Origin of the sequence: Ectothiorhodospira shaposhnikovii, assembly GCF_016584105.1 — a bacterium.
GTDB classification, from domain to species: domain Bacteria; phylum Pseudomonadota; class Gammaproteobacteria; order Ectothiorhodospirales; family Ectothiorhodospiraceae; genus Ectothiorhodospira; species Ectothiorhodospira shaposhnikovii.
The window spans coordinates 1-12,979 of sequence record NZ_NRSM01000002.1 but is presented as its reverse complement, the minus strand read 5'-3'; the positions used below and the strand labels follow the sequence as shown (position 1 = coordinate 12,979).

The 12,979-nt window shown below is 64.3% G+C and carries 13 protein-coding genes; 3 read left to right on the top strand and 10 right to left on the bottom strand.

Annotation, left to right across the window (positions count from 1 at the left end; genetic code table 11):
- Nucleotides 1–14 precede the first annotated feature (14 nt).
- The 6 genes from CKO35_RS01380 to CKO35_RS01355 form a co-directional block, all read right to left on the bottom strand.
- Nucleotides 15–629 (bottom strand): SPOR domain-containing protein, encoded by a 615-nt coding sequence (locus CKO35_RS01380; protein ID WP_200171809.1) that lies wholly within the window; start codon nucleotides 627–629, stop codon nucleotides 15–17.
- Nucleotides 629–2,389 carry an arginine--tRNA ligase gene (argS, locus tag CKO35_RS01375; RefSeq protein ID WP_200171807.1) on the bottom strand — a complete coding sequence of 587 codons (1,761 nt, stop codon included), beginning with the start codon at nucleotides 2,387–2,389 and terminating at the stop codon, nucleotides 629–631. Before argS ends, CKO35_RS01380 begins: the two co-directional genes overlap by 1 nt.
- A 142-nt stretch (nucleotides 2,390–2,531) precedes the next feature.
- Nucleotides 2,532–4,745 (bottom strand): primosomal protein N', encoded by a 2,214-nt coding sequence (locus CKO35_RS01370; protein WP_200171805.1) that lies wholly within the window; start codon nucleotides 4,743–4,745, stop codon nucleotides 2,532–2,534.
- A gap of 137 nt (nucleotides 4,746–4,882) precedes the next feature.
- Nucleotides 4,883–6,265 carry an NAD(P)(+) transhydrogenase (Re/Si-specific) subunit beta gene (locus CKO35_RS01365; RefSeq protein ID WP_200171803.1) on the bottom strand — a complete coding sequence of 461 codons (1,383 nt, stop codon included), beginning with the start codon at nucleotides 6,263–6,265 and terminating at the stop codon, nucleotides 4,883–4,885.
- Nucleotides 6,266–6,523: an NAD(P) transhydrogenase subunit alpha part 2 gene (locus tag CKO35_RS01360; protein ID WP_200172178.1), complete on the bottom strand. Its 258-nt coding sequence runs from the start codon at nucleotides 6,521–6,523 to the stop codon at nucleotides 6,266–6,268. It lies immediately after the preceding gene.
- Between the two features lie 29 nt (nucleotides 6,524–6,552).
- Nucleotides 6,553–7,686: a Re/Si-specific NAD(P)(+) transhydrogenase subunit alpha gene (locus CKO35_RS01355; RefSeq protein WP_200171799.1), complete on the bottom strand. Its 1,134-nt coding sequence runs from the start codon at nucleotides 7,684–7,686 to the stop codon at nucleotides 6,553–6,555.
- Nucleotides 7,687–8,058: 372 nt separating this feature from the next.
- Between CKO35_RS01355 and CKO35_RS01350 the strand changes: the two genes are divergently transcribed.
- The 3 genes from CKO35_RS01350 (at nucleotide 8,059) to CKO35_RS01340 (ending at nucleotide 10,799) form a co-directional block, all read left to right on the top strand.
- Nucleotides 8,059–8,598: an HNH endonuclease gene (locus CKO35_RS01350; protein WP_200172176.1), complete on the top strand. Its 540-nt coding sequence runs from the start codon at nucleotides 8,059–8,061 to the stop codon at nucleotides 8,596–8,598.
- A 301-nt stretch (nucleotides 8,599–8,899) separates the two neighbouring features.
- A complete protein-coding gene (gene hemH / locus CKO35_RS01345) occupies nucleotides 8,900–10,009 on the top strand; it encodes a ferrochelatase (RefSeq protein ID WP_200171797.1) in 1,110 nt (369 codons plus the stop codon).
- Between the two features lie 28 nt (nucleotides 10,010–10,037).
- Nucleotides 10,038–10,799, top strand: a complete 762-nt coding sequence (locus tag CKO35_RS01340; RefSeq protein ID WP_200171795.1) for a competence/damage-inducible protein A — start codon at nucleotides 10,038–10,040, stop codon at nucleotides 10,797–10,799.
- An 80-nt stretch (nucleotides 10,800–10,879) separates the two neighbouring features.
- Here the strand turns inward: CKO35_RS01340 and CKO35_RS01335 are convergent, their stop codons facing one another.
- From CKO35_RS01335 to CKO35_RS01320, 4 genes are all read right to left on the bottom strand, one after another.
- Entirely contained in the window at nucleotides 10,880–11,467 is a 588-nt protein-coding gene (locus CKO35_RS01335; RefSeq protein ID WP_200171793.1) for a cytochrome b, read from the bottom strand.
- Between the two features lie 617 nt (nucleotides 11,468–12,084).
- The gene (locus CKO35_RS01330; protein WP_200171791.1) at nucleotides 12,085–12,363 is read right to left on the bottom strand and encodes a hypothetical protein; all 279 of its coding nucleotides are present in this window, start codon (nucleotides 12,361–12,363) and stop codon (nucleotides 12,085–12,087) included.
- Nucleotides 12,363–12,560: a hypothetical protein gene (locus tag CKO35_RS01325; RefSeq protein WP_200171790.1), complete on the bottom strand. Its 198-nt coding sequence runs from the start codon at nucleotides 12,558–12,560 to the stop codon at nucleotides 12,363–12,365. The genes CKO35_RS01330 and CKO35_RS01325 overlap by 1 nt, the downstream gene beginning before the upstream one ends.
- Nucleotides 12,557–12,838 carry a hypothetical protein gene (locus CKO35_RS01320; RefSeq protein ID WP_200171788.1) on the bottom strand — a complete coding sequence of 94 codons (282 nt, stop codon included), beginning with the start codon at nucleotides 12,836–12,838 and terminating at the stop codon, nucleotides 12,557–12,559. The genes CKO35_RS01325 and CKO35_RS01320 overlap by 4 nt, the downstream gene beginning before the upstream one ends.
- Between the last annotated feature and the right edge of the window lie 141 nt (nucleotides 12,839–12,979).

Genomic DNA, 12,979 nt, shown 5'->3' with positions numbered 1-12,979 from the left:
GAGCACTGACGCCGTCAGGCGTCAGGCACCCGCACCATGATGGTCTGGACCTGGTTGGCGTGCAGCCGTTCACGCATCCGGTTCAGGTTGTCCAGGTCCGTGAACGGCCCCACCTGCACCCGATGCCAGGTATCGCCGTTTACGTTGACTTGCTGGATGCGGGCCTCCACCCCCATCAGGGCAAGGCTGGCACGCAGGCGATCCGCTTCCTGATGGGCCCTGAATGAACCGGCCTGCAACAGATAACGGCCGGGCTGCTGGACCGGGGACGGCGGCGGCGGTGGACCGCCGGGGGCGGTACGGGGCTGGACCTGGGGTTCCGGGACCACCACTTCCAGTTCCGGCAGCAGGGTGTAGAAATCAAACCGGGGCCGGGGCACGTCCTCCGCCGGCTTCTGGGCGGGGGCCTGTGCCGGACGGGCGGGCTGTTGGGCCGGTTGTTGCTGGATCTGGGGCGCCGCCACCGTCGTGGTGGTGGTCGGTGCGTCGCGCTGGGTCTGCAGATAGACCACCGCGGCGGCGAACAGACCCACCGCCAGACCGGCCACGCCCCAGATCCAGCCGGGCAGCGGTGGCCTCTCTTCCGCCTGACGGCGGCGGCTGGCCTGGCGCCGTGAGTTGCGGGCCATTACATCTCCTCGGGCGCGGAGACGCCCAACAGCGTGAGACCGTTGGCCAGTACCTGGCGTACGGCCAGGATCAGGTTGAGGCGGGCATCCCGCAGGTCGGCATCGTCCACCAGGAACTGGTGGGCGTTGTAGTAGGTGTGGAAGTCATTGGCCAGATCCCGCAGGTAGTTGGCCACCTGATGGGGTTCTTCCGCCAGGGCCGCCGTCTCCACCAGTTCGGGGAAGTGGGCCAGGCTGCCGAGCAGGGCGGATTCATGATCCTCCGTCAGCCGGGCCAGGTGGGCGTGGCCGTTGGCCGGATCATGGCTCAGACCCTTGGCCTGCATCTGTCGCAGCACGCTGCACACCCGGGCATGGGCATACTGGATGTAGTAGACCGGGTTGTCGGCGGACTGGGACTTGGCCAGATCCAGGTCGAAGTCCAGGTGCTGTTCGCAGCGGCGCATGACGTAGAAGAACCGGGCGGCGTCGTTGCCCACTTCCTCGCGCAGTTCCCGCAGGGTGACGAAGCTGCCGGAGCGGGTGGACATCTGCACCCGCTCACCGCCCCGGTAGAGGATGGCGAACTGCACCAGCAGCACGTCCAGACGGGCATCGTCCCGGCCCATGGCATGGAGTGCCGCCTTCACCCGGGGCACATAGCCGTGGTGATCGGCGCCCCAGACATCGATCACCCGGTCATAGCCCCGGTCGAACTTGTCCATGTGGTAGGCGATGTCGGAGGCAAAGTAGGTGGTCTGGCCGTTGTCCCGCTGGACCACGCGATCCTTCTCGTCGCCGTATTCGGTGGAACGGAACCACAGGGCGCCGTCCTTTTCATACAGGGCGCCCTTGTCCCGCAACTGTTCCAGGGCCTTGTTGACGGACCCCTTGTCGGTGAGGGAGCGTTCCGAGTACCAGGTCTCGTAGGTGACGCCGAATTCCGCCAGGTCGTCACGGATGTCATCCAGGATGACATTGAGGCCCAGTTCGAATACGTAACGGTAGCGGTTGTCGCCCAGCAGTGCCTTGGCCCGCTGGATGACCGCGTCGATGTATTCCTCCTTGTCGCCGCCGTCCGGCTCGTCCGGCGGCAGGTCGTCCATCAGGGCCTCGGTGGTGACGGCGTAGTCCTGGCCGTGTTCCTGGAACAGGGTGTCGGCGATGTCCCGCACGTATTCGCCCCGGTAGGCGTTGGTGGGGAAGTGGAGCTTCACCCCGCAGCGTTCCAGGTAGCGCAGCCAGACGCTGGTGCCCAGGATGTCCATCTGTCGGCCGGCGTCGTTGACGTAGTATTCCCGGTGCACATCGAAGCCCACCGACTCCAGCAGGTCCGCCACCGCCGCGCCGTAGGCGGCGCCGCGACCATGACCCACGTGCAGGGGGCCGGTGGGATTGGCGGAGACGAATTCCACCTGCACCTTCTTGCCGGCGCCCAGACGGCTGCGGCCGTAGGCTTCTCCGGCTTCCAGCACCTGGGTGATCACCGCCAGACGGGCATTACGGCTGATGAACAGGTTGATGAAGCCGGGGCCGGCGATCTCCACCTTGTCCAGGATGTCCGATTCGGGCAGATGGTCGATGATCAGCTGCGCCACGTCCCGGGGTTTGCGGCCCAGGGGCTTGGCCAGTTGCAGGGCCAGGTTGGTGGCGAAATCACCGTGGGCCTTGTCCCGGGTGCGCGTCAATTGAACCTCCACCGACCGGTCGGCGGGCAGGGTGCCGTTGCCGGTGAGGGTGTGGAGGGATTGTTCGAGCAGGGCCTGTAATTGAGGTTTCAAGGTTTCGGTATCCGAAGAAGAGCAAACGGCGGGGAATATCTCAACGAGGGCAGATTCTATCGGGAATGGCAAGGGGGGTGAATACCCTTGCCGGGATGGGGAGCCCGGAAAACGGGCCGTGGCGGCGTGGAATGCCCGCGGTTTACTGCAGATCCACCGGGTCCACGTCCACGGACCACCTGACCTTTCTGGCCCCGGGTAGCCGGGGAAGACCGGGGAGCCAGACCGCCAGGGCCTTTTGCAGGTCCTGCCGCCGCCCTGCCTGCAGCAGCAGATGGGCCCGATACCGTCCCGCCTTGCGTTCCATGGGGGCAGGGGCCGGTCCCCAGGCCTGCACCCCCCGGGGGGTGTCCGACTCCAGGGCGTGACGGGCGCCTTCCAGAAACAGCCGGGGCGCCTCGGCCGCCGTGGCCTCCGCCCTGAGCAGCGCCAGTGCCGCGTAGGGGGGCAGGCGGGCCTCCCGGCGCTCTGCCAGCGCTGCCCGGGCAAAGGCCCCGTAGCCGGCGCCCAGCAGGGTCAGCAGCAGGGGATGCTCCGGGTGATGGGTCTGGATCAGCACTTCTCCGGGGCGGGTGCCGCGCCCGGCCCGCCCGGCCACCTGCACGATGGTCTGGGCCAGCCGCTCCACCGCCCGGAAATCGGCGCTGAACAGCCCTTGATCCGCCTCCAGGATGGCCGCCAGGGTCACGTTGGGAAAGTCATGGCCCTTGGCCAGCATCTGTGTCCCCACCAGGATCCGGTGCCGGCCGCTGCGCACCCCTTCCAGGGCGGATGCCAGGGCGCCCTTGCGTCGGGTGCTGTCCCGGTCGATGCGCACCACCGGCCAGGCGGGGAAGTGCCGTCGCAGGGCCTGTTCCACCCGCTCGGTGCCCTGGCCCCGGCCGGCCAGGGGGCGGCCGCAGTCCGGACACTGATCGGGCACGCCGCTTTCATGGCCGCAGTGGTGGCAGCGCAGGCGGCGGACACCCGCATGCCAGGTCATGCGGGCGTCGCAGCGGTGACAGTCGGCCACCCAGCCGCATTCATGGCAGATCAGGGCCGGGGCATAGCCGCGCCGGTTAAGGAACAGCAGGACCTGACCGTCGTCCTCCAGGTGTTGCTGCATGCGGTCCAGCAGGGGGACGGACAGTCCTTCATCCATGAACTGGCTGCGCACGTCCAGCAACTTAAGGCGCGGCGCCGAAGCTCCGCCGGCCCGGCCCGGCAGGGACAGGTGCCGGTACTGCCCCCGCTCCACGTTGGCCAGGCTCTCCAGGGCCGGGGTGGCCGACCCCAGCACCACCGGCACCTGTTCCCGGTGGGCGCGCATCACCGCCAGATCCCGGGCGTGATAGCGGAAGCCGTCCTGCTGCTTCAGGGAAGGATCATGCTCCTCATCGACGATGATCAGGCCCGGCCGAGCCCAGGGCGCGAAGACCGCCGAACGGGTGCCGATGACCACACCGGCCTCGCCGCCGCGGGCACAGAGCCAGGCGCAGTGACGCTCGCCGTCGCCGAGGCCGGAGTGGAGCACGGCAATGGGGGTATCCAGGCGCGCCCGGAAGCGGCCCAGCAACTGGGGGGTGAGGGCGATCTCCGGCACCAGTACCAGGCATTGACGTCCGCTTGCCAGCACCTGCCGGATCAGCTGCAGATAGACCTCGGTCTTGCCGCTGCCGGTGACGCCTTCCAGCAGATGACAGGTGAATCCGCCCAGGGTCGCCGCGATGGCGTCCACCGCCTGTTGCTGGGCGGCGTTGAGTTCGGGGGGCGGAGCCGGGGGCGTATCCGCCGGGGTCAGGCAGGGGCGGGCGTATATCCGTACCAGTCCCTTGTCCACCAGTGCCTTGAGGGACTGGCGGGGATCGGTGTCCTGTTGCTCCCTGAGTCGTTCCAGGGCCAGGTCTTCCTTCGCGTCCCGCAACAGGCACAGCAGGGCGGCCTGGCGGGGGGCGCGGGTGAGGGTGGCCGGGTCGGTGCGGCGGCCTGCCTCGGTCAGGGTGCAATACTCGATGCCCCGGGCCTCGGCCGGTTTGCCCTGGCGCAGGGTCACGGGCAGGGCGGCGGCCACCACCTCGCCCAGGGGATGCTGATAGTAGTCGGCGGCCCAGGTCAGCAGGTTCAGCAGGGGCGTGTTCAGCAGCGGCGCGGTATCCAGGGTGGCTCCGATGGGCCGTAGCCGGTGGCTCGGCACACTGGATGCATCACCGTGGCCGATGACCACGCCCACCACCTGACGCCGTCCGAAGGGCACCCGCACACGGGCACCGATGGCGGGTATGTCGGCCTCATCCGGGGCGGGCAGGTAGTCGAAATACCCGTGCACGGGGGTGGGGACGGCGACACGGAGGATGGTGGGCGCGGAGGACTGAGGCATGGTGGCAAATGATGCCACATCCGCCCGGTGATAAAGCCCCTCTCCCCTGGCGGGAGAATGGGTGGGGTGAGGGGGGTAAAACGAAAAAAGCCCGGCGATGACGCCGGGCCTTGTCACTTTCCGTCGCGGGATCGGGATTAACCGATTTCCTTGATGCTGGAGATCAGCGCGCTGGCGGCCTTCTGGCCATCGCCGTACAGCATGCGGGTGTTGTCGGCGAAGAACAGGTGGTTTTCCACGCCGGAGAAGCCGGCACCCTTGCCACGCTTGATGACGATGACATTCTTGGCCTGGTCGGCGTTCAGGATCGGCATGCCGTAGATCGGGCTTTCCGGGTTGGAGCGGGCCACCGGGTTCACCACGTCGTTGGCACCGATGACGATGGCCACGTCGGCGGTCTTGAACTCGCTGTTGATCTCATCCAGGTCGTAGATGATGTCGTAGGGCACGCCGGCCTCGGCCAGCAGCACGTTCATGTGACCGGGCATGCGGCCCGCCACCGGGTGAATGGCGAACTTCACCGTCACGCCCCGCTCCTGCAGCAGCTGGGTCAGTTCCCAGATCTTGTGCTGGGCCTGGGCCACGGCCATGCCGTAACCGGGGACGATGATCACCTTGTCGGCAAATGCCATCATCACGCCGGCGTCGGAGGCCTCGATCTCCTTCATGGTGCCGGTCACTTCGGACTGGTCACCACCGCTGCTCTCGCCGAAGTGGCTGAACAGCACGTTGGAGATGGGACGGTTCATGGCCTTGGCCATCAGCTGGGTCAGCAGGGTACCGGCGGCACCCACCACGATACCGGCGATCATCAGCGCGGCATTGTCCAGCACCAGACCCTTCAGGCCCACGGCCAGACCGGTGAGGGCGTTGTACAGGGAGATCACCACCGGCATGTCCGCGCCGCCGATGGGCAGGGTCATGAGGATGCCGAAGGCCAGGGCCAGCAGCAGGAACACGGTCAGCAGGGCGCCGTTCACCTGGGCACCGCTGAAGCTGATGATGATACCCAGCAGCACGGTGGCACCAAGCACGCCCAGGTTGATCTTCTGCTGCATGTCAAAGCGCAGGGACTTGGTGATCAGGCCCTGCAGCTTGGCAAAGGCGATCAGGGAGCCGGAGAAGGCCACGGCGCCGATGATCACACCCACCACGGCGATGAACTGGATGGTCCAGCTCAGCTCGTAGGAACCCATCAGGGCCACGATGCCGATACCGGCGGCCGCGCCGCCGCCCATGCCGTTGTACAGGGCGATCATCTGTGGCATGTCCGTCATGGCGACGCGCTTGCCGGTGTACCAGGCCAGACCGCCACCGATACCGATGCCCAGGATGATCAGCAGGTAGTTGATGAAGCCGCGGACTTCAGGGTGCAGGAAGGTGACCACCGTGGCGATGACCATGCCCCAGCCGGCCCAGATGATCCCGCGACGGGCGGTGACCGGCGAGGCCATCTGCTTGAGGCCGACGATGAACAGCACCGCCGCCGCAAAGTAGGCTACGTTGATGATGAAACCCATTTACTTGGCCCCCTTGCTGGACTTGAACATCTCGAGCATGCGCTCGGTCACCACGTAACCACCCACGGCGTTACCGGCGGCCAGGATCACGGCGATGAAGCCCACCCACATCTGGGCCGTGGTTTCTGCGTGGCCCAGGGCCACCATGGTACCCACCAGCACGATGCCGTGGACGAAGTTGGAGCCGGACATCAGCGGCGTGTGCAGGATCACCGGCACCTTGGAAATGACCTCGTAGCCGGTGAAGGCGGCGAGCATGAAGATATAGAGTGCAACAAAACCCTCGATCACTTTTGATCTCCTTCCACAAGGCTGCGGGTTGCGTCGTGCTTGATCTCACCGTCGTGGGTCAGACAGCTCTTGGCGATGATCTCGTCGTTCCAGTCCAGGTTCAGCTGGCCGTCGGCGAGCATGGGAGACAGGAAGTTGAGCAGGTTCTTGGCGTACATTTCGCTGGCGTGCAGCGGCACCTGGCTGGGTACGTTCAGGGGGCCGTGAATGGTCACGTTGCCCTTGGTGACGGTCTTGCCGGGCTTGGTCAGCTCGCAGTTTCCGCCGCCTTCGGCGGCCAGGTCGATGATGACCGCGCCGGGCTTCATGCCGTCCACCATCTTCTGGGGAATCAGCATGGGGGAGGGGCGGCCGGGGATGGCGGCGGTGGTGATCAGCACGTCGCACTGGCTGATGAACCTGGCCAGGGCTTCCTGCTGTTTTGCCTTTTCCTCGTCGGTCAGTTCGCGGGCATAGCCGCCTTCGCCTTCCGCCTTCACGCCCAGGTCCAGGAACTTGGCGCCCAGGGATTCCACCTGCTCCTTGGTGGCGGAGCGCACGTCATAGGCCTCGACGATGGCGCCCAGGCGGCGGGCGGTGGCGATGGCCTGCAGGCCGGCCACGCCGGCACCGATCACCAGCACCTTGGACGGACGGATGGTGCCGGCCGCGGTGGTGAGCATGGGGAAGAAGCGGCAGGACAGGTCCGAACCCATGATGGCGGCCTTGTATCCGGCCACGGCGGCCTGGGAGGACAGGGCATCCATGCTCTGGGCACGGGAGATGCGGGGGATCAGCTCCATGGCGAAGCTGGTGATCTTCTTCTTCTGCAGCGCCTTGACCACATCCGTGTTCTTGTGGGCATGGAAGAAGCCGATGAGGGTGGCTCCATCCTTCATCATGTTCACTTCTTCCTGGGTGGGCGGGGCCACCTTGACCACGATGTCGGCTTCGGACATCAGGGCCTTGGCATCGTCCACCACGCGGGTGTCCGCGTAGGCGTCATCGGGGAACTGGGCATTTTGCCCGGCACCCTTCTGGATCATCACTTCAAGGCCCAGCTTGGTGAAGCGCGCGGCGACCGTGGGGTCCAGTGCGACGCGCCGCTCGCCCTGGGCGGTCTCTTTGGGTACGGCTATCTTGATCGGCATGGCTTGACTCCGTCTGCCCGTGCAGGGGTAATGGCCGGATGACGACCGATCCTGACGATGAGGACTGCAACGGTTGTTGGGGTGGATGCGAACCAGTTGGGCGCTATCCCCAGGGGGGGTATGCCCAAAAACAGGGCATGGTAGCGGAATTTTTCCGGGCTTTGAACATCAAAAGTCGATCGAGTTGGTGTGCGGGTACGAAAAATCGTGGCAAGCCCTGCCGAACAAGGGGACGCAGGTCAACGAATCAACGGCTTGATAATTGCTTTCTGGGTCCGATTACGGCAGAGTCGGGCGGTGCCGGTATAACCTCCCGAGGGTGCAGAGGTGTACGAGTTCAGTCAGCAGGTACTGCGAACTGACGCATCGGGCATGCCGATGGAATGGATCGATTATCAGCATGCGGTGCGGCTCTACCACGCTGGGCAGGTGGCCTACACCTGTGGCTCCCTGTTGTACCGGATTCGCGGCGGCATCAACGCCCGGACCGGCCGGCGCAGTCTGGTGGAGGTGAACTCCATCATTGCCACCCACGGCACCAACAAGGCCGTCAGTCAGGCCTATTCACCGCCACTCAACAATGCGGCCTTGTTCAAGCGTGATGCTCACTTATGTCTTTACTGCGGCAATCACTTCCAGCACCGCGACCTGTCGCGGGACCATGTCACCCCCATCAGCCAGGGGGGGCAAGATCTATGGTGCAACGTGGTGACCGCCTGCAAACGCTGCAACAACCACAAGGCCGGCCGCACGCCCGAGCAGGCCGGCATGCAGTTGCTGGCGGTGCCGTTCATCCCGACCCATGCGGAATACATCTATCTTCAGGGGCGCCGTGTGCTGGCGGACCAGATGGAGTTTCTGCAGGCTCATTTTCCAAGAACCAGTCCCCTGCGGCTGCGTCTGCGGCAGTAGTGCGCCACTTGCCAGGCATCATCGGCGGCGTGACCCTGTCCGGGAACTGGTTTCCTTCGGCCTGCCTTGAGGGGGCAGGCTGTCCGTCCGCGGGGCCGTACCCCGGCGCTGGTGCATCCTTGCCGGCCGGTTTACAGTCGCGCCTCATGTCCTGGGGGGAAGGGTCCAGATGGCTCTTGAAGTAGGGAGGAGTACACTCGGCCTTCGCGGCCCCGCACTGCGGGGAGAGGGTGATTCCGTCGCTTCAGCGGCCGATCACGCCGCCCGAGGGTTGTCGTCAAACCATAAAGCAGAACAAGCCATGACCTATATTGGCGAGCCGAATTACCGACACGGGAGTCTCCACAGTCTGGGAGTGCTGATCACCAATCTGGGGACACCCGATGCGCCCACGCCGCAGGCGTTGAGGCGCTATCTCAAGGAATTTCTCTGGGATTCCCGTGTGGTGGAGGTGCCGCGCCCCGTGTGGTGGCTGCTGCTCAACGGCCTGATTCTCAATACCCGGCCGCGCCAGAGCGCGGCCAAGTATGCCCGTATCTGGGGCAAGGACGGTTCTCCGCTTCTCACCATCACCAAGGCCCAGGGGCAGGCGGTGGGCCAGCGAATCGCCGAACGGCTCTACGGACCGGTCAAGGTGGCGGTGGCCATGCGTTACGGCAATCCTTCCATTCGTGCCGGTCTGGAGGAACTGCGCCGTGCCGGTGCCCGGCGCATCCTGGTGCTGCCTCTGTATCCCCAGTATGCCGCCTCCACCACCGGCTCCACCTTTGATGCCGTCACCCGTGCCCTGAGCGAATGGCGCTGGGTACCCGAGACCCGGTTCGTCATGGGGTATCACGATGACAACGCCTACATCGATGCCGTGGCCGCCAGCATCCGCGAGCACTGGGCGACCCATGGTCAGGGTGAGCGCCTGCTGTTCTCCTTCCACGGTATTCCCCTCGATTATCTGGACCAGGGTGACCCCTACCATTGCTACTGCCAGACCACGGCCCGCCTGGTGGCGGAGCGTCTGGAGCTGCCGGAAGATCGCTGGCTGGTTTCCTTTCAGTCCCGTTTCGGCAAGGCCCAGTGGCTGACGCCCTATACCCTGGAGACCATCGTCGGTCTGCCTGGGCAGGGCGTGAAATCCCTGGATGTGGTCTGCCCCGGCTTTTCCGCCGACTGCCTGGAGACCCTGGAAGAGATCGCCGACGAGAGCCGCGAGGCCTTCATTGAGGCAGGTGGCGAGCGGTTCAGCTATATTCCCTCCCTCAACACCCGTCAGGATCATACGGACGCCCTGGCCGACCTGATCTGCCGTCATGTGCAGGGTTGGCCCGAGGCGGACGAGAACTACGATCGCGAGGCGCAGCGGGAGGCGGGTGAGCTGATTCGTGCCCGGGCACTGGCCATGGGCGCAAAGAACTGAAGCGTGACCGTCAGAGGATGTGACAGGAATGCAGATCGGTGGCCTGATCATCGGTGATGAACTGCTGTCCGGCAAGCGTCGGGACAAGCACATGGACTTTCTCATCTCGGTACTGGCCCGGCGCGGGCTGGAGTTGTCCTTTGTCCGTTTCGTGGGAGATGATCCCGGCCTGCTGACCGAGAGCCTGCGCCAGACGCTGGATTCCCAGGCCCTGATCTTCAGCTTCGGCGGCATCGGTGCAACCCCCGATGACCGCACCCGGCAGTGCTTTGCCCAGGCCGCCAGCGTCGAGCTTGCCCCGCATCCCGAGGCCGTGGCCATACTGGAGGCTCGTTTTGGCGAGCAGGCCTATCCCCACCGGATCCGGATGGCGGAGCTGCCTGTGGGGAGCAGACTCATTCCCAACCCGGTGAATCAGATTCCGGGTTTCAGCATGCGCCACCACCACTGTGTTCCCGGATTCCCCAACATGGCCTGGCCCATGGTGGAGTGGGTGCTGGACACCCATTACAACCATCTGTTTTCCCGGGTTCCGGTCATCGAGCGTCTGATCCTGGTGAGCAATACCCCGGAAAGCGAGCTGGTGCCGGTGATGGAGGCGGTGCTGGAGCGGTTTCCGGGGATCCGTGTGTCCAGTCTGCCTTCATCGAATGGTTGCCGGGAAGTGGAACTGGGCATCAAGGGGCTGGCCGATCAGGTGGCCGAAGCGGTCATGCTGGTCATCGAGTTCCTCAACCAGGGGGCCATGCCCTGGGTGGAAAAGCCTCAGTTGTCGCAGATCCCGTTGTAGGGCAGGGGATAGGTCCCACAAACAAAAAGGCCGGGCACATTCTGCCCGGCCTTTTTGTTTGTGGCGTTTTGAGTCCGGCGTTAGTTGAACAGGCTGATACGGGTGGTCACCCAGTCTCTGCGCACGCGGGCGTGATAAATGGCGGCCGCCACATGAATCACGATCAGCGCGATGATGCACAGGGCCACCACGGTATGGGCCTGGAACAGGGTTTTGGACAGCTCGGGGTCCTGGCCGATGAAGCCTGGCAGCTCATAGGTGCCGAAATTCACCGGATGCCCGGCGGCGGCGGTGGCCAGCCAGCCGATGATGGGCATGGCAATGACCAGTACGTACAGCAGGAAATGTACCAGGCCGGCAAGGAAATGCTGGGCGCGGGACAGGTCGATGGCATAGTCGGGGGTGCCCTGGCTGACCCGTACCAGCAGGCGCAGGACCATCAAGCCCAGAATCGTGATGCCCAGGGTCTTGTGCCCCATGTAGGCATAGCCGGCCATCTCTGCCCCGACCAGTTCCACGAGACGTTCATAGCCCAGCGTGCCCAGGGTCATCCCGCCGATCAGGGCCATGATGAGCAGGACGGCGATCACCCAGTGCAGCAGGCGCAGCAGATAGGAATAGCGTGGTAGCCCGGAGGCCACACCAACAGTCGGATAGGCAGTGCTCATGTTTGCTCCCTTGTGGGTTGTCATCAGCTTGAGTGCGGGCCGACAGGCCTGTTCTCCCCCTGAACCCGTCTGCGGGTGTGTGTCGTGCAGACGCGATCAATGCCGACCCTGCAGAAAACCACAATCTAGCTTAGCAGTATCGACGGCTCTTGTTCGGGGTGTCCACGATCTGGGACAAAAATTGCCCTGAAAATCGTCGGGATTTTCTCTGCCCCCCCGGGGATATTTGCCTATCCAGGCCTGGCCGGGGTGTTGTCCATCCAGGCTTGGCCGGGATACTGCGAGGCTTAACGGTGTGTCCGCTACAGTTGAACCACTTCATCGTGATGCGATGACGGAAACTCGGCGCATCAATGATGAATGGGTGCAGGGTGACCGAAGTGAGCGAATTTCTGATACTGGCCCGATTCTCACCGCATACGGTGAGCCAGGAAAATCAGGCTATCCCGCTGTGGCTCGCTGCAAGATTGACGTTGGCTTTGCTATCCCTGCAACGGAACTGGACAAACGCACCCGGTTCGACAGGGCGTGTTATGACCTGCTGCCTCCCCCACACCGGGAGAGCATCTATAAAGCAGACCAGCGGGTTCCGGGTAGTGGTGCCACCATCGTGATAATCATCGACTGACTGACCGAACTTCAATTCCCGGCAACCGGGCGTGGGCCTTGTACTTGTGGGATACATCGTCCGGGTCGCCTTCCACTACAACGTCACCGGGTCTGACGTGCAGATATTCGCGGGTATCGGCTACGAGCTTTTCCTGACTCGCAACGGCAAGACGCTCCCATTCGTCCAGCGGCAGGATGGGCGGCCATGCCGCCATCGGCTTTTGCGCCGACCGTTGTTGTTCCAGTGCAGCCAGTCGGCGCAGTGTGGTAGCAGTGAGCCTCCTCATTAGTGGATAGCCTGTACCAGCTCAAAGGCGCGGAACTGAGCCATTTCTTGCTCCAGCTCTGTACGCTGCTCCGGTGGCAGTGCGTGCCTGATGCGCTCGCCCAGCGCCATTGCCGCCTCAGCCCGCACTGCCATAGGGCGCGTTTCGTCGGCGCAAATATTGCGCAGCTCGTCGGTTGACCAAGTAACGTCCATCATGAGTTTTTCCCCTCCAAGGCCGAAAGCCTTTCTTCCAGTTCGTCAATCTGACGGATCGAACTGAGCGAACCGATTGCCTCAATGATCTGCTTGCCCACATCGGGCGACACCAGACCATCAGCTATTGCCTGCAACACAGCTTCTGCCTGCTCGGTGGCGGTAGCCTTAGCGTCAAAGTCAAACTCCACCTTTTCAGCCTGCGCCCGCAGTGCTGGCATGACGCGGGCGAGGATGAGACTTGCAGCGTGTGAATCACCTTCCAGCGCTTGGTCAATCATCTTGTCAACGATCCCCTGTGTGTTCTGGTCAAGTCGCAGCGGACACGGATTAAGCAGCAACCGCTAAAAAATGTTGCTGAGGGGTGATGTACCCCAGGGACGAGTGGAGCCGGTCGCTGTTGTACTCCATCTCGATGTACT

What these genes read in the sequence shown, in the direction of transcription:
- CKO35_RS01380 (WP_200171809.1), bottom strand. Translation starts at nt 629, where the DNA reads ATGGCCCGCAACTCACGGCGCCAGGCCAGCCGCCGCCGTCAGGCGGAA.
- CKO35_RS01370 (WP_200171805.1), bottom strand. Translation starts at nt 4,745, where the DNA reads ATGCCTCAGTCCTCCGCGCCCACCATCCTCCGTGTCGCCGTCCCCACC.
- CKO35_RS01365 (WP_200171803.1), bottom strand. Translation starts at nt 6,265, where the DNA reads ATGGGTTTCATCATCAACGTAGCCTACTTTGCGGCGGCGGTGCTGTTC.
- CKO35_RS01360 (WP_200172178.1), bottom strand. Translation starts at nt 6,523, where the DNA reads ATGCTCGCCGCCTTCACCGGCTACGAGGTCATTTCCAAGGTGCCGGTG.
- CKO35_RS01355 (WP_200171799.1), bottom strand. Translation starts at nt 7,686, where the DNA reads ATGCCGATCAAGATAGCCGTACCCAAAGAGACCGCCCAGGGCGAGCGG.
- CKO35_RS01350 (WP_200172176.1), top strand. Translation starts at nt 8,059, where the DNA reads ATGCCGATGGAATGGATCGATTATCAGCATGCGGTGCGGCTCTACCAC.
- hemH (WP_200171797.1), top strand. Translation starts at nt 8,900, where the DNA reads ATGACCTATATTGGCGAGCCGAATTACCGACACGGGAGTCTCCACAGT.
- CKO35_RS01340 (WP_200171795.1), top strand. Translation starts at nt 10,038, where the DNA reads ATGCAGATCGGTGGCCTGATCATCGGTGATGAACTGCTGTCCGGCAAG.
- CKO35_RS01335 (WP_200171793.1), bottom strand. Translation starts at nt 11,467, where the DNA reads ATGAGCACTGCCTATCCGACTGTTGGTGTGGCCTCCGGGCTACCACGC.
- CKO35_RS01330 (WP_200171791.1), bottom strand. Translation starts at nt 12,363, where the DNA reads ATGAGGAGGCTCACTGCTACCACACTGCGCCGACTGGCTGCACTGGAA.
- CKO35_RS01325 (WP_200171790.1), bottom strand. Translation starts at nt 12,560, where the DNA reads ATGATGGACGTTACTTGGTCAACCGACGAGCTGCGCAATATTTGCGCC.
- CKO35_RS01320 (WP_200171788.1), bottom strand. Translation starts at nt 12,838, where the DNA reads ATGATTGACCAAGCGCTGGAAGGTGATTCACACGCTGCAAGTCTCATC.